Raw genomic sequence first — 16,889 nt, 5'->3', positions numbered from 1 at the left:
GACCACAACCGGTTGTGGCACGTCGCACGATCGGCGAAAAAATTTGTCCAGTTCGACCTTCGTTCACTTGCTTTCCACGAAGCCCGCAGAAACCCGCGCGTCGCGGCTGATCGGCCCCCACAGGCGTCCGACGAACCGAATCAAAATAGCGACGAACGGAGTCTTTAAAACGTCATTTAGCATATTGCGTCGCGGCCCGGATCGGCACAATATTTAGCTGTTCAGTTCGGGGGGGAACCCAAGCACTGGTAGATCGCTAACCGCAATACCATATTGCGGAAGGGGATTTTTGGTGCCCGGTGCACAGGCTGTGGACACTTTTTGTTCTTGGCCGCCGCAACCCGACTGGTAGCATGGGGGTTCGTCCCCCGAGTCGATGAAACGAGCGGGTCAGCAGGGGCGGATGATGGATTTTAGAGACACCGAAGGAACGGGCGAGAACATGGCGACGGATGCGATCGAAGCAGCGACCCAAGCCTTGGCGAACGTCGCCAAGGCCCAGCCGGTCGAGCGAGATTCGAAGGCCGTCGCGCCGCAGCCCTATGCGCTCGAAGTCGACCATTCGCGCGACGCGTTGCTGACCGATTTCGGCAAGGACACGCTGCAGGACCGCTACCTGCTCCCGGGCGAATCGTACCAGGACCTGTTCGTGCGCGTGGCGTCCGCCTATGCCGACGACGCAAGCCACGCACAGCGCATCTACGACTATATCTCGCAATTGTGGTTCATGCCCGCGACGCCCGTCCTGTCGAACGGCGGCACCGGTCGCGGCCTACCCATTTCGTGCTTCCTCAACTCGGTCCCCGACAGCCTGAACGGCATCGTCGATACCTGGAACGAGAACGTCTGGCTGGCGTCGCGCGGTGGCGGCATCGGCACCTATTGGGGCAATGTCCGCGGCATCGGCGAACCGGTCGGCCTGAACGGCAAGACCAGCGGCATCATCCCGTTCGTCCGCGTGATGGACTCGCTGACGCTCGCGATCAGCCAGGGCAGCCTGCGTCGCGGCTCGGCCGCATGCTATCTCGACATCAGCCATCCGGAGATCGAGGAGTTCCTCGAAATCCGTAAGCCTTCCGGCGACTTCAACCGCAAGGCGCTGAACCTGCACCATGGCGTGCTGATCCCCGACACATTCATGGAAGCCGTGCGTAACGGCGAGGAATGGATCCTGCGCAGCCCGAAGGACCAGTCGGAGCGCGGCAAGGTCGATGCGCGCGCGCTGTTCCAGAAGCTGGTCGAGACCCGTCTCGCGACCGGCGAACCGTACATCATCTTCGCCGATCACGTGAACAAGAACATGCCGCGCCACCATCGCGAGCTGGGCCTGAAGGTGTCGACGTCGAACCTGTGCAGTGAAATCACGCTGCCGACGGGCAAGGACCATTTGGGCAACGATCGCACCGCGGTGTGCTGCCTGTCGTCGGTCAATCTCGAAACCTGGGACCAATGGAACAAGGTCGAGGGGTTCATCGAGGATATCATGCGCTTCCTCGACAACGTGCTGCAGGATTATATCGACCGCGCCGAGCCGGGGATGGAGCGCGCCGCTTATTCGGCGATGCGCGAGCGTTCGGTCGGGCTGGGCGTGATGGGCTTCCACAGCTTCCTCCAGGCGCGCGGCCTGCCGTTCGAAGGCGCCATGGCGAAGTCGTGGAACCTCAAGATGTTCAAGCACATCAAGGCGCAAGCCGACGAAGCCAGCATGGCGCTGGCGGTCGAGCGCGGGCCGTGCCCCGACGCCGCCGACATGGGCGTGATGGAGCGTTTCAGCTGCAAGATGGCGATCGCGCCGACCGCGTCGATCAGCATCATCTGCGGCGGCACCAGCGCGTGCATCGAGCCGATCCCGGCCAACATCTACACGCACAAGACGCTGTCGGGCAGCTTCGCGGTCAAGAACCCGTATCTCGAGAAGATCTTCGACGAGAAATCGAAGAACACCGACGCGATCTGGAACTCCATCCTCGAACGCGGCGGGTCGGTCCAGCACCTCGACTTCCTGACCCAGGAGGAAAAGGACTGCTACAAGACCAGCTTCGAGATCGACCAGCGCTGGCTGATCGAACTCCAGGCCGATCGCACGCCGTTCGTCGACCAGTCGACCAGCCTCAACCTGTTCATCCCGGCCGATGTCGAGAAGTGGGACCTGTTGATGCTCCACTTCCGCGCGTGGGAACTGGGCGTGAAGTCGCTCTATTACCTCCGCTCCAAGTCGGTGCAGCGCGCCGGCTTCGCGGGCGGGGTCGAGGCCGACAACACGATCGAGGCGCCGAAGTTCGAGCTCGAGAGCACGGATTACGACGAATGTTTAGCTTGTCAGTGAGGTGGCGAAACTAGCGGTCCTCGAATCTCCCTCTCCCCTTGTGGGAGAGGGAGGGAGCGACGCGCAGCGTCGCGGAAGGGTGAGGGGGAATGCAGACGGCCTGACCAAGCGCCAACTGCTGCCCACCTCGACCGTCGCGCGATCGCGCGCTCTTCGCAAGAATGCCGGCGGTCCGGAACGCGTGATGCGCCGCGCGCTGCGTGAAGCGTTTCCAGAAGCTCGATTTCGCCATCAGGTGCCACTTGGCGCCTATCATGCTGACTTCTGCTCGCACGCTGCCAAGCTGATCGTCGAGATCGACGACGCGACGCATGCAGAAAAACGAGAACGAGATGAAGCCCGCACACGCTTTCTGAACGGCGAAGGCTATCGCGTGGTGCGGTTCTGGAACAACGACGTGATGGGAAATCTGGACGGCGTCATCGCGGAAATCGCGAACGCTCTTCCTTCTCTCCTTGTTGGAGAAGGTGGCGCGCAGCGCCGGATGAGAGGGAGTGAGGAAGCATGACCCTAGCCAAGTCCCCCTCACCCTTCCGCCGCTTCGCGGCTCCCTCCCTCTCCCACAAGGGGAGAGGGAAAGTTGCCTCACCCGTTCGCTTCTTCCTCGAACGTCACCGCGACGTCGGCGTTCGCGCTCAGCCGCACCTTGTCGCCTTCCACGCCGGCGATCAGGCCGGTCGAGATGAAGTGGTGGTGTCCTTCGTGGCTGCCTTCGCCGCTGTCGGCCTTGGTCAGCTTGATGCGGTCGCCCTCGACCTTGTCGACAGTGCCGACATGGACGCCGTCGGCGCCGATGACTTCCATATGTTCCTTGATTCCGCTGGTGTCGGCCATGAGGTAGCTCCTTTGGGGTTGATGGTTCCGGATGCGAAACGCGCCGGTGCGGGAGTCGTTGCATGAGCCTCGCACCCGTCATCATGGCCGCCGTCGCGAGCCTCGCTGCGCTGGGCGCGATCGCCGCGATCCTCGGCATCCGCGGCACCGGCGACGCCGCGATCTACGCGCGCCGCCTCACCGCGACGATGCTGTTCGCGCTCGCCGGCATTCTCGGCTTCTTCGCCTGGTCGATGGCAAGCTGGGACGCGCGGCCGTGAGCGGTGCGCTGCTCTTCGGCGTGTTCTCGGCGATCGCGGTCGTCGATTTGCTGATCGCATTGCGCTTTGCCGCGCTCGCCAACCGCGCCGAAAGCGAGATGGGCGCACCGTCCCGCCCGGCCACCGCGACCAACCCCGAAGCGCTGCGCCGGGTCGCCAATTTGCTCATGTTCGCCGCGCCACTGATGTGGCTGCTCGTCGCCGCTTTGTCGTTCGGGTTGATCCCCGTCGATGGTATCATCCCGATCAAGTTCTAGTCCCGGAGTCGCCCATGTCCCTTCTCGAAGCCCGCAAGCAGTACAAGCCGTTCGAATACCCCTGGGCGTTCGAGTTCTGGAAGCGTCAGCAGCAGCTCCACTGGCTGCCCGAGGAAGTGCCGCTGGGCGAGGATTGCCGCGACTGGGCGCAGAAGCTCAGCGACCACGAACGCAACCTGCTCACCCAGATCTTCCGCTTCTTCACCCAGGCCGACGTCGAGGTGCAGGATTGCTATCACGACAAATATGGCCGCGTGTTCAAACCGACCGAGATCAAGATGATGCTGACCGCGTTCAGCAACATGGAAACGGTCCACATCGCCGCCTACAGCCACTTGCTCGACACGATCGGCATGCCCGAAAGCGAATACGGCATGTTCCTCGAATATGCCGAGATGAAGGACAAGCACGACTACCTGCAACAGTTCGGCGTCGACAGCGACGAGGACATCGCGCGCACGCTGGCGATGTTCGGCGGCTTTACCGAAGGCGTCCAGCTGTTCGCCAGCTTCGCGATGCTGATGAACTTCCCGCGCTTCAACAAGATGAAGGGCATGGGCCAGATCGTGTCTTGGTCGGTGCGCGACGAAAGCCTGCACTGCGAAGGCATCATCCGCCTGTTCCACGCCTTCGTGAAGGAACGCGACTGCCTGACCAAGGCGGTCAAGGACGACATCGCCGATCAGTGCCAGACGACCGTCCGGCTGGAGGATGCGTTCATCGACCTCGCCTTCGAACAGGGCCCGGTCAACGGCATGAGCCCGAAGGATATCAAGAAATACATCCGCTACATCGCCGATTGGCGGATGGGGCAATTGGGCATGAAGCCGATCTTCATGATCGACGAACACCCCCTGCCCTGGCTCACCCCGCTGCTCAACGGCGTCGAGCACGCCAACTTCTTCGAACAGCGCGCGACGGAGTACTCCAAGGCCGCGACCAAGGGGCAGTGGAACGACGTGTGGGACAGCTTCGACAAAAGGCAGAAGGCGAAGGCCAAGCCGGCGAACGAGGATGCGAGCGCGGGCGGCGATGAGGGGGATATGTTCGATAAGGCGGGGATTGCGGCGGAGTAGTTAAACAACCGTTCGAACATACTTCATTGGATAAGAAAACGAGACAGCCGTGGATAAAACAATTCGCCTAAATCTTATTTGGACGATTGGGGTCCTTCTGCTGGTAATAGCGGGACTGCTGGTAAAGCGCCCCGGCGGCGAATCAATTGTTAGCTACATATCGTTTGCAGCTGCAATTACGTCAATTGTCTTAGCAGTAGTGGCAATTATACAGAGCTATTTTTCAGGGCATACGCTGTCCACAGCGACAGGATCTTTGCAAAACATCGCTGATCAGATTTCAAAGAATTCGGTCGATCTAGATAGTAAAATAGCCGCGTTTAGCGAAAATGCCAGTGCTCTCTTGGAAGATTTGTCTCAAGTTCCAAACAGCTTGACGGATATGAAATCTGACTTGTCAGACCGTTTAGACAAACTTTTGTCTTCAAAATCCCAAGATGCTCCTGTTGAGCAAAATGCTGCCGAAGCAGATTTGCCTTTCTTTAAGGGAGCTACGGTTGGCATGAACGCCGCAGTGTACCTTATGGCGAGAACTTGGGAAGGACCGAAGACCGTTGACGTAAATAAAGTTTTTAAAAGCAAGATTTTGGCTTCTTACGTTGGCGCTGTGTTAGGTGTAATAGCGCGAGAGTCTATAAACGGCGTTGTTATGGAGACAAAGGCTAGCAGATTTACGATCGAGAGCTTTGGTAATAGGAATGTACAAAAGATTAGAGAACGCGCGGCGAATCCTAAGGAGTCTACAAAGAAAATATTCGATGAAATCGATAAGTATTTTGATGACCCCGATATTGATATAGAATAAATCTTTCTTTCGCTGACAACAGTCTTATACCAGCCGGCTCAGAGTAAATTCGCGCCTTCGGCCCAGTTGGGCTGCGCCCACTCGCCGGCAGTGATCGACATCGAGACGGCGAATAGCCTAGGCTATTCGCCTATGCCGAACACGAAGGAAATTGTGTCCCGCACATCGACGGACTGAGCCCAGCTCGGTGACGGTCGTCATGCGCCCCGCCGGCGGGTCCGGCGCCACCATAGCTTCGATTATTGGCGACAGCCGTTGGGATCCAAAGAGCATCCGTCGTCTTTCCAGCCGAGCAGGCTGGCAAGGTAGTCGAAGAAACCGGATCCGGCGGTCATGTGCGCCCCTCCGTTAGGATCCAATCCATAACCGTCCGCATACGCGGCGGGTGCGGCGACGCTCATCGCGATCGCGGTGAATCCCATGATCAAAACCTTGCGCATCTGATCCTCCTTCATGCTTATGCCATAGACGGCGTTAGCCCCGCCGGTCAGCCCGGCGGGACCCTGTTTCCATTATTGGCGGCATCCGCCGATGGGATCGATGAAGGACCCGGCATCGCCACAGCCATATCGGCTGGCGAGGTAATCGGAGAAGCTGGTGCCGGTGGTCGCGCCCGCGCCTCCATTGGGATCTATCGTCATGCCACGCGCATATGCAGCGGGTGCGGAGACGTTCATCGCGATCGCGATAATCCCCACGGTCAAAACCTTGCGCATCCGATTCTCCTTCTTCTTTGACGGCACCGATGGCACCCCGCGCCCCGGCGTATCACTACTATATTACGTTTCGTACTATTGTAAATCGGCGACTGTTCCGTTGCCTCGTCGAGGGTAAGGCGTGGTGCCGGCAGTGATCGACATCCCGACACCGAACAGCTAAGACCGTCCGCCTATGCCGACCACGAAGGAAATTGTGTCCCGCTAATCGACGGGCCGGGTTCGCCCCGGTGACCGTCGTCATGCGCGCCGCCGGCCAGCCCGGCGGCGGCGAAGTCGTTCCTTCGACTGACGGGCAATTTTCCAGTGAACATTTCCAAACACGAACAGCGCGTGCTGCACGCGCTGGCGCAGGGCGGGCGCATCCAGCACCGCCGCTGTCCCGCGACCGGCCGCATCGTCGCGGCGGATTGCTTCACCCGCGAGGGGCATGTGCTGAGCGACTGCACGCTCGGCCAGTTCAAGAAGCTCAAGCGCCGCGGGCTGATCGCGAGTAGCGGCGGCCAGCCCTATCGCGTCACGCGGTTGGGGCTGGTCTCCGTACGGGGGCAGTTGGATAACAGGTGATCACCCGGAATTAGCGAAGCTAATTCGGATAAAGCGATCACCGCGGCCGGCGGGCGGAGCCTCGCTCCGCCCGTTCGACGTCGCGGCTTTGCCGCGGCGCGGCTAGATTGCGAGCATCTGGCGCGGAGTAAATCCGCGCCTTCGGCCGAGTTGGGCTGCGCCCACTCGCCGGCAGGGTCGGGCGCTGATCGCGGAATAGCGTTCGCTATTCCACGGCGCACGGCCTATGGCCTCCTCCCATCGCGCCGCCCTGCCCAGCATTGGCGCGACTGAGAGTGGTTCATGCTCCCGCTATCGCCAGGAGCACATCATCATGCAGCCTTTCAGCGTTCCCCCGACCAACGGCCATGCCGACTGGAGCAATCCCGGCACGTCGCGCGCGATCAACGTCACGACCGACCGCGCCGCCGTCGAAGCGCTGTGCGCCAAGCACGAGACGACCATCAGCGCGATCGAGGCGCTGCCGCGCGGCGCCGGCACGCGCGTGGTGATGATGAACGGCGACGATGCCGCGATCATGCGCCGCGCATTCGGCAAGGCGGTGATCGAGGGCAAGGTCGAACGAGTGCACTGGGCGTCCGCCAGGTAATAGCGGGAGCTATTACCTGACCAAGCGGATGCCCCGGCCGGCGGGTGGCATAGCCCACCCGTCCGACGACGCGGCTTGGCCGCGGCGGGGAACGAAGCATTTTCCTACACGAGCCGATTTGGTTATGGTGGTGGCCATGCACGAACCTGTAGGATTTGCGGACACGATCAGGCGGACCCAGGCGTTTCCTCGACGGGTCCCGAGGACTTCGGATCGACGTCGCTAGTGTAACCCTAGTGTCAACTTAGCCTCCAATCGGCTAGGCGCAGACCATGCCCACCATCGCCCTCCTCACTCTCTCCAACGTCTTCATGACGGTCGCCTGGTACTGGCACCTGAAGGGCGGGATGACGAAGCCGTTATGGACGGTCATCGCGATCAGCTGGGGCATCGCGCTGTTCGAATATTGCCTGGCGGTGCCGGCCAACCGGATCGGCTATGCGCACGGCTGGAGCGGCGGGCAGCTGAAGGTGACGCAGGAAGCGATCGCGCTGCTGATCTTCGGCGTGTTCATGGTCACCGTGCTCGGCGAGCCGCTGGGTTGGCGCCATGCCGGGGCGTTCGTTTGCCTGGTGGGGGCCGTCGCGTTCCTCTTCGTGGGGAAGTGAGCGTTACTTGCCCGCGTCGCCCAGCGCGTTGACCAGCGCACCGACATCGGCGGCGTTGATCGCGTCGCCCGTCTGGTCGGTCGCGACCGCCGCATTGCCCGTCGCCGGATCCGACGCGTTGGCCTCGGCCACGTCGTACGCCGTCCACACGATACCCGCCGCCCAGAACAAGGCGGCATAGCGGCTGCGGAAGATCTTGGACGAGAACATGGCGGCGTCCTGCCACGCTGACGGTTAACGCCGCCGCTGCGAACGCGGTTAATGCGGGGATTGCCGCCGCCCTGCGCCCGGCATAGCATCGCCCTCGAAACAGCGGGAGAGTGGCATGACGACCAGGACGAAGTCGGCGATCGGGCTCCTGCTGGCGGCAGGGGTGCTGACCGCCGCGGTGGCCAGCCGCCGCGACGATGCGGACGCGCTGATCGCCGGGCGCCAGGCGGCGATGAAGCTGTCCGGCGCGACCTTCGGCGGCATGAAAGCGACGATCGACGCGGGCGGCGACGTCACCAAGCTCGCCTTCCCCGCCAAGGCGCTGGCCGAATGGGCGCATGCGACGCCGGGCATGTTCCCTGCCGGCAGCGACGGCGGCACGAGCAAGGCGCTGCCGACGGTATGGAGCGACCCCGCCGGGTTCGCGAAGGCCTCGGCGGCGCTGGAGGCCGCCGCGACGAAGCTTGGCGACTTGGCCAAGGCGGGCGATGCGCCCGGCGTCGCCGCGCAATGGGCCGTCGTGCGCGGCACGTGCGGCGCCTGCCACGACACCTACCGCCAACCGGACAAGCCTCGTGGGTAAGCCGCTGATCGCCCTCGCCGCGTTGCTGGTGGCCAGCCCGCTCGCCGCGCAGACCGCGCCCGCCCCCAGCGCGGAGGCCGAAGCGCTCGGCCGCCGCGTCGCCGAAAGCGGCACGCTGGCGTCGCTGTTCCCGCTGCTGATCGCGCAGGACACGGAGGAGCTGGTCAAGCAGCACGAAGAACTCGACGATTCCGGCAAGGCCAAGCTGCGCGCGGTCGCGACCGCCACCGCCAAGGCCGCGTTGGACCGTATCCTCGGCGCGATCGGCCACGAATATGCGACCCGACTGTCGGTCGCCGACTTGAAGTCGCTGGTCGCGTTCAACGACAGCCCCGCCGCCAAGGCGTGGCGCGCCGCCGAACCGCAAGTGATCGTCGCGACGAAGAAGTCGATCGACGGCTTCGACCTGAAGAAGGAGGCCTGGACCGCCTACTGCCAGAGCCCCGGCGTGAAGTGTCCGCCACCCGAGCCGGAGACCGACGCGAAGTAGCGCGCTACTTCACCATCGTCTTGCCGCTGATCTCTCCGTCGGGGAATTTGTCGGTATGGATGTTCAGCACGACGCGCTGGCTGCGCATGCCGTTGACGAACTCGTCGAACGTCGCGCCGGTGTTGAGCAGCTTGGCGCCCGCTTCGTAATCGTAACCGCGCACGGTGACGTGAAAGCCCTTCGGCGTCGCCTTGTAATTGGGACCGTAGGGCAGCGGCAGGATCAGCTCGACGTCGTCGGCGGTGCGGTAGACGTGGAAATGGATCGGCCCGATCGGCTTGGCGACCAGCCCGTCATTGAGCTGGTCGAGCGTGATGCCGGTGACGTCGAGATCGACCGACACCTTCTTCGTCGCCATATCGACCTTGATCACCGCCTTACCGCGCGCGGGCGACCCGGTCGTCGTCGGCGGCGCGATGCCGGTCAGCGTCGCATTGAAGGTCAGGGTCTTGGCGGCGGCCGGGCTGGCGATGGCAACGGCGATCAGGGCAACGGCGGGAAACAGGCGCATGGAGGGTCCTCGAACGACGATCGCCGCTCCTTATCCGCTCAACCCGGCGATGTCACTTTGCTGCGGGCGGTGCAGGCTTGAGGTCGATCGACTTGATCCGCCACGCCTTCTGATCCGCCGTCGCGCCATCGACGACGGTGCGGTGGAGCACGATGCTGCCGATCCAATAGGCGGCGGTGCCGTCCTTCAGCCGGGCATAGGGCTGGACGGGGACGGTGACGTAACGCTGGCCGGCGCCGGCATCCTCACGCCCCGGCGCGCCGATATTCGCGCGGTACTCGCTATATTTGCCGAAGCTCGCGGCGAAGGCGTCGGCCGACTGGCCGCTCGCCTTGCCCCCGTCGCCCCACAGCTTCCAGGCATCGGCATATTTCCCCTCGCCGATCAGCGCGTAATAGGCCTGGACGACGTTCGCCGCGCCTTGCGGGCTGTCGGGCGTGAACGGCGCTTCGGAGACCGGCGTCTTGTCGTCGGCCAGCCCACCCGGCTGACCCGGTGCAGCGGGGTTCAGCGGCGCCGGCGTCGCGGCGGCCGTGTTGTTGGCCGCATAGGTATCGATATCGCCCTGCGCGCGGTCAGCGGCGGTGTTGATATCCGACGTGCTGTTGTTGACGACAGCCTGTTGCGAACAGGCCGTCGCCAGGATCGGCAAGAGGTAGAGCGCGCGCATCGATTGTCCCCGCTGATTGAGCGGTTGAAACGCGCGCCCGGGACCGTCGTTCCTAGAATGTCGCGAAACGTTCGTTGCCGGCAAAGCCCAACCGCGTGATCCCCGCGCGCTTGATCGTCGCCAGCGTGTGATCGAATGTGTCGTAACGCGACGCCGCGTCGGCGTTGATCGTCAGCAGCGACTGCGCGTCCGCCACCAGCGGCGCCAGCCGCGCGGGCAACGACTTCTCGTCGACCGCCGCGCCGTCGAGCACCAGCGATCCGTTCGCGGTGATGTCGAGCCGGTGCATCTTCGCGGGCGGCGTCGGCCCCAAGGGCGGACCGGCGGGCAAGTCGATCGACACCTTCTGCGTCGCCATCGGGATCGTCATGATCAGCATCACAAGCAGAACGAGCATCACGTCGATCAGCGGCGTGATGTTCATGGCACCCATCGGTTGATAGTCGGCGCGTGCAGGCATGACCTTCCTCCTCGTTGCGATGTAATAACGTATCACATCGTGAAAGAGGTGCAAGCGCTATCCGCTTGCCGTCAGCGGCTCAGCAATTCTCGTATTTCCAGTTCATCCTCTTGCCCTCGCGGGTCTGAGCAACGGTCTGGGCGACGCGCTTGGCGCGGGTCTCGTCGCGCTTGGCGTCGGCGATCCACTCGCAATATTCGCGGCGGCATCCCGGCGGGAAGGCATCCCATTTGGCCGATGCTTCGGGATCGACGGCCAGCGCCTCGGCGAGTGCAGCCGGCACCTCGGCCTCGGGCTTTGGTCTCTTTTCCGCGCGTTTCGGCTTCGTACCCGCGTCGATCATCGCCAATGCCTTGTCGAGCGCGGCGAGCAGGACCTTGTCCGGCGGCATAGTCGCGACATCGGCGATGCGGCCGTATTGCCCCATCGCCTCGCCTTCCTTGCCCGTCGCAAGGTCGCCGCGACTCCAGAAGCCGAACGCGGCATGCGCCTTGAACGCCGCCATGTTGGCGAGCAGTTCGCCTTTATAGGTGAAGAACGGCATGCTCCACTTGATCGTCTCTTCGACCGCCGGAGCATGGCCGTGGATCAGATCGCGCAGATGCGTCAGGATCGGCCGGGCAAAATCGGCCTTCTTCTCGATATAGGCGTCGACGCGCGGGTCTTTGGACATGGCGGCTCCCCTTTGCCGCCAGTCTAGATTTGCCGCCGCGCCGCGGTCAAATCAGGGGTTCAGTGCCTCGTCGTCGGCGTCGGACAGTTCGTCGTCATCGAGCGTGTCGTCGTCGAGGCTGGCCTGGACTTCGTCTTCCTCGACGTCGTCCTCGTCCTGATCGGCATCGTCGTCCTGCTCGCCGACCTCGTCGGAGCGCATCTCGATGTCGTCGTTCTCGGGATCGTCGCCCAGATCGGGGTTGAGGTCGGTGATCAGCGTGCCGTCGCTCGGTCCGTCGCGCGTCGCTTCCAGGATTTCGGCGCGCTGGCTCTCGTCATAGCCTTCCTCGTCGTATCCATCGTCGCCCGATCCCTGACCCGGCACCTGATAACCGCCCATGCTCCGTCTCCTGATTGGTTAGGGAGCGAACGGCGACGGGGCGGAGTGGTTCCCGCGCGGCGCGGCGAACGCGTCAAGTCGGGCGAAACAACCGCCCGCGCTCGACGATCGCCGCCAGCGCCAGCGCGACGATGCCCGCGGTCAGGAACCCGATATGGAGCGGCGTGGTCGTCCCGTTGAACGACCGCCCGATCAGCCCGCCGATCACCGCGCCGCCCGTGGTGATGACGAATCCCTGCAGGCTCGACGCCGTGCCCGCGATCGCGCCCATGTTCGCCATCGCCATCGCCGAGCAGTTCGACGCTGCAAGCCCGAAGCACATCATGGTCACCGCCTGCATCGCGACGAACAGCCACAACGTCTCGAGCCCGAAATGCTCGATCAGCAGGCTGGTCGAGGCCGCCAGGATCAGCACCAGCATCGCCCCGTGCGAAATGCGCCGCATCCCCAGCCACATCACGATCCGCGAATTGAGCAGATTGCCGCACATCATCAGCCCCGCGCACAAGGCGAAGACGAGGCCGAGTTCGTCGGGCCGATGGAACACGGTCGATACGATCGGCTGGATGCTGGTGATGTACCCGAACAGCGCGCCCTGCAGCCCGATCACGGCGGCGGCATAGCCTACCGACTGGCGATCGTTGAGCGTGAAGCGCCAATTGGCGACCAGCCGGTTCCATTCGAGCGGGACGCGATTTTCGGGCGCCAGCGTTTCGGGCATGCGCAGGATGAACCAGGCCGCGATCATCGCGCTGACGATCGCCACCATGTTGAAGATCAGCCGCCACGATCCGAACTTCAGGATCATCTCCCCAATGCTCGGCGCGATGATCGGGAAGATCATGAAGGTCATGACCGCGAGACTGCTGACCCGCGCCATCGCCCGGCCCGAATAGCAATCGCGGATCAGCGCGATCGTCACCACGCGCGTCGCCGCGATGCCGAGCCCGGCGAAGACGCGCGCGACGAGCAGCAGTTCCAGGCTGCCCGCCAGCGCACACAACAGGTTCATCACCACGTACCAGGCCAGCGCGCCGATCAGCACGGGGCGCCGCCCGAAACGATCGGCGAGCGGTCCGTGGATGATCTGCGCGATCCCGAACCCGGTCGAGAAGGTCACGATGATCAGCGGCAGATCGCCCGCCGTCGCGTGCAGGTCGCGGCCGAATTGCGGAAAGGCCGGCAGCATCGTGTCAATGCCCAGCGCGCCGACCGCCATCAACGCCGCGATCAGCGCGACGAATTCGGCGAACCGGATCGGCGCGGTGTTTTCATCGCGCGGGCGGATCGCCGACGACGGATCGTCGCGAACAAGAGGCTCGGCCTGCGGCATCCGACCCCCATGCCCTAGCGGAAGGTGCAGGTCAGCCCCAAAATCCGCAAAAATGGTGTCGCGGACCCGCGTGCGGGTTTAGACGTTACGCCCCTGCCACCCATCACAGGAGAGTCGGATGAGCATTTTCGGCACCATCAAGGACGCGATTTTCGGATCGAGCACCCCGGCCCCCGCGCCCGCGCCGGCCCCCACGCCGGAAGCCGCCGCACCGCCCCCGCCTCCTCCGCCCGCGCCGACCAAGCTGAGCGAGGACGAAATCTACGCGGTGCTCGAAAAGCACGCGCAGGATCGCGGCGAGCAGCTGAACTACAAGACCTCGATCGTCGATCTGATGAAGGCGATCGGCCAGGATTCGAGCCTCGACGCGCGCAAGCAACTCGCGGGCGAGCTCGGCTACACCGGCGACACCAACGATTCGGCGACGATGAACATCTGGCTGCACCAGAAGACGATGGAGCGGCTGATGAACGGCTGACCCCGTTCACGTCACGATTGCCGGCCCGTCGCTCGCCGAGCGGCGGGCCGCTTTCGTTTGACGTCCCGAAGGTTTATCATCCCGCTTCACCCAAGAATTCCGGACACCGATCATGCTCGACACCCCTTCCGCCCTGGTTCCCGCGCTCAGCCTCGCCGACGAGGCGCGCGATCCGGATGCCTTCGCCGCCGCGTTCGGCGGGTCATTCGAGCGGTTCGGCTTTGCCGTCATCACCGACCACGGCGTGCCGCACGATCTGATCACGCGCGCCTGGACGCTGACCGAAGAGTTCTTCGCGCTGCCGGTCGACGAGAAGCAGGGCTATTACGACAAGGCGCTCGGCGGCCAGCGCGGCTACACGCCGTTCAAGACCGAGATCGCCAAGGACGCCAAGCATGTCGATCTGAAGGAATTCTGGCACGTCGGCCGCGATCTGCCGGAGGGGCACCCCGCAGCGAAGGACATGATGCCCAACGTCTGGCCGACGCGTCCCGCCGAATTCAAGGAAGCGCTGACCGATCTGTGGAATGCGTTCGACCGCGCGGGACTGCGCCTGCTGTCGGCGATCGCACGGCACCTGAAGCTCGACCCCAGCTATTTCGACACGGTGGTCGATCACAGCAATTCCATCCTGCGCCTGCTCCATTACCCGCCGATCCCCGCCGATGCCGAGGGTGTCCGCGCCGGTGCGCACGAGGATATCAACCTGATCACCCTACTGCTCGGCGCAGAGGAGGCCGGACTGCAATTGCTCGACCGCAACGGACAGTGGCTGGCGATCCATCCGCCCGAGGGCGCGCTGGTCGTGAACGTCGGCGACATGCTGCAGCGGTTGACGAACAACGTGCTGCCCTCGACCACGCACCGCGTCGTCAATCCGCCGCCCGAGCGCCGCGGTTTCTCGCGCTATTCGATGCCGTTCTTCCTGCATCCCAACCCGGAATTCCTGATCGAGACGCTGCCCGGCACGATCACCGCCGAAAATCCGAACCATTACCCGACGCCGATCACCGCGCACGATTACCTGCATGAGAGGCTGGTCGAAATCGGACTGGTGAAAGCCTGAGCGATTCGTGGTATAGGTTAACGCAACGACGGGAGGGATCGATGCGTCGCTTGATCATGACGAGTTGCGGATTCGCGGCCGGGATGCTGGCCACGTCGCTGGCGTTCGCGCAGCCGGGGATCGATATGCAGCTCGACCGCGTGATCCGGCCGGACCGCTCGAACATGGTTCAGGCCGGACTGATGCGGCGCTGGATCGCGGTCGGCAAATGCGTGGTCGGGCGCGACCGCAATACCAGCCTGGCGTTCGTCCGCGCTCCGATCGGATCGGACGATGCGAGCGAGGCGGCGCGGCGGCTGGATCCGATCTTCGCGACCTGCCTCGCCGGGTCGGGCGCGCCGGGGCCGTCGAGCGCGGTGCTGCGCCGCGCGGCACTCGCCGATGCGCTCGGGATTGCCTTGCCGCGCGCCTGACATAGACAAAGCGCGCTACGCTCCCCTAAGCGCGTGACGATGACCGCTACTCAACCCCTTCGCGTCGCCCTGGCCGGCCTCGGCACCGTCGGCGCGGGCGTCGTCAAGCTGCTCGACGCCAATCGCGACTTGATCGAACGCCGCGCGGGCCGCGGGATCGAGATCGTCGCCGTCTCCGCCCGCGACCGCGCCAAGGACCGCGGCGTCGATATCGCGCGCTTTGCCTGGGAAGACGACACCGCACGCCTGGCCGACCGCAGCGACGCGGACGTCGTGGTCGAACTGGTCGGCGGATCGGACGGCCCGGCCCTCGCCTTGGCGCGCGCGACGCTGGCCGGCGGCAAGAGCCTGGTCACCGCCAACAAGGCGATGATGGCGCATCACGGGTTGGAGCTGGCGCAAGCCGCCGAGACGGCGGGCGCAGCGCTCAAGTTCGAGGCGGCGGTCGCGGGCGGGGTGCCGGTGATCAAGGGCCTGCGCGACGGCGCGGCGGCCAACCGCATCGACCGGGTCTACGGCATCCTCAACGGCACCTGCAATTTCATCCTGACCAAGATGGAGGCGGAAGGCCGCGACTTCGCCGATGTGCTGGCGGAAGCGCAGGCGTTGGGCTTTGCCGAGGCCGACGCCAGCTTCGATATCGACGGCGTCGATGCCGCGCACAAATTGTCGATCCTCGCCAGCCTGTCGTTCGGCACCGGCCCTGCGTTTGGCGACGTCGCGACCGGCGGCATCCGCCACGTCCTAGCCGCCGATATCGCCGAGGCCGCAGCACTCGGGTTCAAGGTTCGGTTGGTCGGCGTCGCCGAAGCCGGACCGCACGGCCTGTTCCAGCGCGTCCACGCGCACCTCGTGCCCGTCGATCATCCGCTCGCGCACGTCTCCGGCGCGCTCAATGCCGTGGTGGCCGAAGGGAATTTCGTCGGCCGCTTGCTGTTCCAGGGCGCCGGCGCAGGCGACGGGCCGACCGCCAGCGCGGTTGTCGCCGACCTGATCGACATCGCGCGCGGGGAGTTCGGTCCGCCGTACGCGATGCCCGCCGCCAGCCTCTCCGCGCCAAACGCAGCGGATAGTGGCGACCGTCGCGGCCGCGCCTATCTGCGCTTCATGGTCGCAGACAAGGTCGGCGTCCTCGCCGAAATCGCCGCCGCGATGCGTGACGCGGGGGTCTCGATCGAGAGCCTGATGCAGCGCGGTGCGGAGGCCGATGGCAGCGTGCTCGTCGCGATCGTCACGCACGAAGGCCCCGAACGCTCGGTCGCGCACGCACTAGACAAGCTCCGCGGCTCACCCAGCCTCGCCGGCGAACCGCTATGGATGCATATCCTCTAATAGTCGGCACGTATCCAGGTGCGCGGCTGCGATCGGCAGATTTTCGACCGCGTCACGTTGCAGTCAGTGCCGTCTTCGTCGAGCGCGCGATATTTTGAGGTATCGGCCTCTTCGTCCGAAGAGGACAGGCGATAACGCTTGGCGCAAGCGTCCGCGCATTTGGACGGCACGGCCCGCCGCGCCGGTGGCATGGTGTAATTGGGCAACGCGGCACCCGCCGCGAGCATGACAGCAATCGAAAGCAACATCGA

Annotated in this window: 26 protein-coding genes; 15 read left to right on the top strand and 11 right to left on the bottom strand. The window is 64.2% G+C overall.

Annotated features, from left to right (window positions below; translation table 11 throughout):
• The first annotated feature begins 406 nt into the window (after positions 1–406).
• Both FPZ24_RS03810 and FPZ24_RS03805 read left to right on the top strand, forming a co-directional pair.
• Entirely contained in the window at positions 407–2,326 is a 1,920-nt protein-coding gene (locus tag FPZ24_RS03810) for a ribonucleoside-diphosphate reductase subunit alpha (RefSeq protein ID WP_146574142.1), read from the top strand.
• A 79-nt stretch (positions 2,327–2,405) separates the two neighbouring features.
• Positions 2,406–2,834, top strand: coding sequence for an endonuclease domain-containing protein (locus FPZ24_RS03805; RefSeq protein ID WP_146569795.1), 429 nt, complete (start codon positions 2,406–2,408; stop codon positions 2,832–2,834).
• Between the two features lie 77 nt (positions 2,835–2,911).
• Here the strand turns inward: FPZ24_RS03805 and FPZ24_RS03800 are convergent, their stop codons facing one another.
• Complete coding sequence (locus FPZ24_RS03800) at positions 2,912–3,160, bottom strand: DUF2171 domain-containing protein (protein WP_146569794.1); 249 nt, start codon at positions 3,158–3,160, stop codon at positions 2,912–2,914.
• Positions 3,161–3,222: 62 nt separating this feature from the next.
• Between FPZ24_RS03800 and FPZ24_RS03795 the strand changes: the two genes are divergently transcribed.
• The 4 genes from FPZ24_RS03795 to FPZ24_RS03780 are packed head-to-tail and all read left to right on the top strand — an operon-like array spanning position 3,223 to position 5,558.
• Complete coding sequence (locus FPZ24_RS03795; protein WP_146569793.1) at positions 3,223–3,420, top strand: hypothetical protein; 198 nt, start codon at positions 3,223–3,225, stop codon at positions 3,418–3,420.
• A complete protein-coding gene (locus FPZ24_RS03790) occupies positions 3,417–3,677 on the top strand; it encodes a hypothetical protein (RefSeq protein ID WP_146569792.1) in 261 nt (86 codons plus the stop codon). The genes FPZ24_RS03795 and FPZ24_RS03790 overlap by 4 nt, the downstream gene beginning before the upstream one ends.
• A 14-nt stretch (positions 3,678–3,691) precedes the next feature.
• On the top strand, positions 3,692–4,753 hold the full coding sequence (locus FPZ24_RS03785; RefSeq protein WP_146569791.1) for a ribonucleotide-diphosphate reductase subunit beta: 1,062 nt from the start codon (positions 3,692–3,694) through the stop codon (positions 4,751–4,753).
• 49 nt (positions 4,754–4,802) lie between these two features.
• Positions 4,803–5,558, top strand: coding sequence for a hypothetical protein (locus FPZ24_RS03780; RefSeq protein ID WP_146569790.1), 756 nt, complete (start codon positions 4,803–4,805; stop codon positions 5,556–5,558).
• 239 nt (positions 5,559–5,797) lie between these two features.
• Here FPZ24_RS03780 and FPZ24_RS03775 read toward each other — a convergent pair whose 3' ends face one another.
• A complete protein-coding gene (locus tag FPZ24_RS03775) occupies positions 5,798–5,998 on the bottom strand; it encodes a hypothetical protein (RefSeq protein ID WP_146569789.1) in 201 nt (66 codons plus the stop codon).
• A gap of 72 nt (positions 5,999–6,070) precedes the next feature.
• Positions 6,071–6,274 carry a hypothetical protein gene (locus FPZ24_RS03770; protein WP_146569788.1) on the bottom strand — a complete coding sequence of 68 codons (204 nt, stop codon included), beginning with the start codon at positions 6,272–6,274 and terminating at the stop codon, positions 6,071–6,073.
• A 306-nt stretch (positions 6,275–6,580) separates the two neighbouring features.
• On the opposite strand from FPZ24_RS03770, the gene FPZ24_RS03765 reads away from it, so the two are divergent.
• From FPZ24_RS03765 to FPZ24_RS03755, 3 genes are all read left to right on the top strand, one after another.
• Positions 6,581–6,841, top strand: a complete 261-nt coding sequence (locus tag FPZ24_RS03765) for a YjhX family toxin (RefSeq protein ID WP_146569787.1) — start codon at positions 6,581–6,583, stop codon at positions 6,839–6,841.
• Positions 6,842–7,154: 313 nt separating this feature from the next.
• The gene (locus tag FPZ24_RS03760) at positions 7,155–7,430 is read left to right on the top strand and encodes a hypothetical protein (protein ID WP_146569786.1); all 276 of its coding nucleotides are present in this window, start codon (positions 7,155–7,157) and stop codon (positions 7,428–7,430) included.
• Between the two features lie 272 nt (positions 7,431–7,702).
• Positions 7,703–8,038, top strand: a complete 336-nt coding sequence (locus FPZ24_RS03755; RefSeq protein ID WP_146569785.1) for a DMT family protein — start codon at positions 7,703–7,705, stop codon at positions 8,036–8,038.
• Positions 8,039–8,041: 3 nt separating this feature from the next.
• On the opposite strand, the gene FPZ24_RS03750 is transcribed toward FPZ24_RS03755, so the two are convergent.
• Complete coding sequence (locus FPZ24_RS03750) at positions 8,042–8,248, bottom strand: hypothetical protein (RefSeq protein ID WP_146569784.1); 207 nt, start codon at positions 8,246–8,248, stop codon at positions 8,042–8,044.
• 115 nt (positions 8,249–8,363) lie between these two features.
• Between FPZ24_RS03750 and FPZ24_RS03745 the strand changes: the two genes are divergently transcribed.
• Together FPZ24_RS03745 and FPZ24_RS03740 are read left to right on the top strand one after the other, a co-directional pair.
• Entirely contained in the window at positions 8,364–8,831 is a 468-nt protein-coding gene (locus tag FPZ24_RS03745; RefSeq protein ID WP_146569783.1) for a c-type cytochrome, read from the top strand.
• The gene (locus FPZ24_RS03740; RefSeq protein WP_146569782.1) at positions 8,824–9,321 is read left to right on the top strand and encodes a DUF2059 domain-containing protein; all 498 of its coding nucleotides are present in this window, start codon (positions 8,824–8,826) and stop codon (positions 9,319–9,321) included. Before FPZ24_RS03745 ends, FPZ24_RS03740 begins: the two co-directional genes overlap by 8 nt.
• 4 nt (positions 9,322–9,325) lie before the next feature.
• On the opposite strand, the gene FPZ24_RS03735 is transcribed toward FPZ24_RS03740, so the two are convergent.
• The 6 genes from FPZ24_RS03735 to FPZ24_RS03710 all read right to left on the bottom strand — a co-directional run bounded on the left by FPZ24_RS03735 (position 9,326) and on the right by FPZ24_RS03710 (position 13,349).
• On the bottom strand, positions 9,326–9,832 hold the full coding sequence (locus FPZ24_RS03735; RefSeq protein ID WP_146569781.1) for a CHRD domain-containing protein: 507 nt from the start codon (positions 9,830–9,832) through the stop codon (positions 9,326–9,328).
• A gap of 52 nt (positions 9,833–9,884) precedes the next feature.
• The gene (locus FPZ24_RS03730; RefSeq protein ID WP_146569780.1) at positions 9,885–10,502 is read right to left on the bottom strand and encodes a hypothetical protein; all 618 of its coding nucleotides are present in this window, start codon (positions 10,500–10,502) and stop codon (positions 9,885–9,887) included.
• Positions 10,503–10,554: 52 nt separating this feature from the next.
• The gene (locus tag FPZ24_RS03725) at positions 10,555–10,962 is read right to left on the bottom strand and encodes an ExbD/TolR family protein (RefSeq protein WP_146569779.1); all 408 of its coding nucleotides are present in this window, start codon (positions 10,960–10,962) and stop codon (positions 10,555–10,557) included.
• 79 nt (positions 10,963–11,041) lie between these two features.
• Entirely contained in the window at positions 11,042–11,635 is a 594-nt protein-coding gene (locus FPZ24_RS03720) for a YdeI/OmpD-associated family protein (protein WP_146569778.1), read from the bottom strand.
• Between the two features lie 51 nt (positions 11,636–11,686).
• Entirely contained in the window at positions 11,687–12,016 is a 330-nt protein-coding gene (locus FPZ24_RS03715) for a DNA primase (protein ID WP_186729034.1), read from the bottom strand.
• A gap of 73 nt (positions 12,017–12,089) precedes the next feature.
• Positions 12,090–13,349, bottom strand: a complete 1,260-nt coding sequence (locus FPZ24_RS03710; protein WP_146569777.1) for a multidrug effflux MFS transporter — start codon at positions 13,347–13,349, stop codon at positions 12,090–12,092.
• A gap of 118 nt (positions 13,350–13,467) precedes the next feature.
• On the opposite strand from FPZ24_RS03710, the gene FPZ24_RS03705 reads away from it, so the two are divergent.
• The 4 genes from FPZ24_RS03705 to FPZ24_RS03690 all read left to right on the top strand — a co-directional run bounded on the left by FPZ24_RS03705 (position 13,468) and on the right by FPZ24_RS03690 (position 16,638).
• Complete coding sequence (locus tag FPZ24_RS03705) at positions 13,468–13,827, top strand: DUF3597 domain-containing protein (protein ID WP_146569776.1); 360 nt, start codon at positions 13,468–13,470, stop codon at positions 13,825–13,827.
• A 112-nt stretch (positions 13,828–13,939) separates the two neighbouring features.
• Positions 13,940–14,893: an isopenicillin N synthase family dioxygenase gene (locus FPZ24_RS03700; RefSeq protein WP_146569775.1), complete on the top strand. Its 954-nt coding sequence runs from the start codon at positions 13,940–13,942 to the stop codon at positions 14,891–14,893.
• A 41-nt stretch (positions 14,894–14,934) separates the two neighbouring features.
• Positions 14,935–15,306: a hypothetical protein gene (locus FPZ24_RS03695; protein WP_146569774.1), complete on the top strand. Its 372-nt coding sequence runs from the start codon at positions 14,935–14,937 to the stop codon at positions 15,304–15,306.
• Positions 15,307–15,345: 39 nt separating this feature from the next.
• On the top strand, positions 15,346–16,638 hold the full coding sequence (locus FPZ24_RS03690) for a homoserine dehydrogenase (protein WP_146569773.1): 1,293 nt from the start codon (positions 15,346–15,348) through the stop codon (positions 16,636–16,638).
• Here the strand turns inward: FPZ24_RS03690 and FPZ24_RS03685 are convergent.
• Positions 16,635–16,886 carry a hypothetical protein gene (locus FPZ24_RS03685; protein WP_146569772.1) on the bottom strand — a complete coding sequence of 84 codons (252 nt, stop codon included), beginning with the start codon at positions 16,884–16,886 and terminating at the stop codon, positions 16,635–16,637. The two genes, FPZ24_RS03690 and FPZ24_RS03685, sit on opposite strands and share 4 nt — an antisense overlap.
• Between the last annotated feature and the right edge of the window lie 3 nt (positions 16,887–16,889).

Origin of the sequence: Sphingomonas panacisoli (assembly GCF_007859635.1) — a bacterium.
GTDB lineage: Bacteria > Pseudomonadota > Alphaproteobacteria > Sphingomonadales > Sphingomonadaceae > Sphingomonas > Sphingomonas panacisoli.
Note: the sequence above shows the minus strand (reverse complement) of the source record. Positions and strands in the feature narration are given on the sequence as shown.

Bases quoted from the DNA above. Each gene is read 5' to 3' on its own strand.
- FPZ24_RS03710 (WP_146569777.1), bottom strand. From the start codon at position 13,349: ATGCCGCAGGCCGAGCCTCTTGTTCGCGACGATCCGTCGTCGGCGATC.
- FPZ24_RS03770 (WP_146569788.1), bottom strand. From the start codon at position 6,274: ATGCGCAAGGTTTTGACCGTGGGGATTATCGCGATCGCGATGAACGTC.
- FPZ24_RS03735 (WP_146569781.1), bottom strand. From the start codon at position 9,832: ATGCGCCTGTTTCCCGCCGTTGCCCTGATCGCCGTTGCCATCGCCAGC.
- FPZ24_RS03775 (WP_146569789.1), bottom strand. From the start codon at position 5,998: ATGCGCAAGGTTTTGATCATGGGATTCACCGCGATCGCGATGAGCGTC.
- FPZ24_RS03750 (WP_146569784.1), bottom strand. From the start codon at position 8,248: ATGTTCTCGTCCAAGATCTTCCGCAGCCGCTATGCCGCCTTGTTCTGG.
- FPZ24_RS03745 (WP_146569783.1), top strand. From the start codon at position 8,364: ATGACGACCAGGACGAAGTCGGCGATCGGGCTCCTGCTGGCGGCAGGG.
- FPZ24_RS03755 (WP_146569785.1), top strand. From the start codon at position 7,703: ATGCCCACCATCGCCCTCCTCACTCTCTCCAACGTCTTCATGACGGTC.
- FPZ24_RS03700 (WP_146569775.1), top strand. From the start codon at position 13,940: ATGCTCGACACCCCTTCCGCCCTGGTTCCCGCGCTCAGCCTCGCCGAC.
- FPZ24_RS03715 (WP_186729034.1), bottom strand. From the start codon at position 12,016: ATGGGCGGTTATCAGGTGCCGGGTCAGGGATCGGGCGACGATGGATAC.
- FPZ24_RS03810 (WP_146574142.1), top strand. From the start codon at position 407: ATGGATTTTAGAGACACCGAAGGAACGGGCGAGAACATGGCGACGGAT.
- FPZ24_RS03695 (WP_146569774.1), top strand. From the start codon at position 14,935: ATGCGTCGCTTGATCATGACGAGTTGCGGATTCGCGGCCGGGATGCTG.
- FPZ24_RS03800 (WP_146569794.1), bottom strand. From the start codon at position 3,160: ATGGCCGACACCAGCGGAATCAAGGAACATATGGAAGTCATCGGCGCC.
- FPZ24_RS03705 (WP_146569776.1), top strand. From the start codon at position 13,468: ATGAGCATTTTCGGCACCATCAAGGACGCGATTTTCGGATCGAGCACC.
- FPZ24_RS03720 (WP_146569778.1), bottom strand. From the start codon at position 11,635: ATGTCCAAAGACCCGCGCGTCGACGCCTATATCGAGAAGAAGGCCGAT.
- FPZ24_RS03690 (WP_146569773.1), top strand. From the start codon at position 15,346: ATGACCGCTACTCAACCCCTTCGCGTCGCCCTGGCCGGCCTCGGCACC.
- FPZ24_RS03760 (WP_146569786.1), top strand. From the start codon at position 7,155: ATGCAGCCTTTCAGCGTTCCCCCGACCAACGGCCATGCCGACTGGAGC.
- FPZ24_RS03730 (WP_146569780.1), bottom strand. From the start codon at position 10,502: ATGCGCGCGCTCTACCTCTTGCCGATCCTGGCGACGGCCTGTTCGCAA.
- FPZ24_RS03685 (WP_146569772.1), bottom strand. From the start codon at position 16,886: ATGTTGCTTTCGATTGCTGTCATGCTCGCGGCGGGTGCCGCGTTGCCC.
- FPZ24_RS03725 (WP_146569779.1), bottom strand. From the start codon at position 10,962: ATGCCTGCACGCGCCGACTATCAACCGATGGGTGCCATGAACATCACG.
- FPZ24_RS03785 (WP_146569791.1), top strand. From the start codon at position 3,692: ATGTCCCTTCTCGAAGCCCGCAAGCAGTACAAGCCGTTCGAATACCCC.
- FPZ24_RS03795 (WP_146569793.1), top strand. From the start codon at position 3,223: ATGAGCCTCGCACCCGTCATCATGGCCGCCGTCGCGAGCCTCGCTGCG.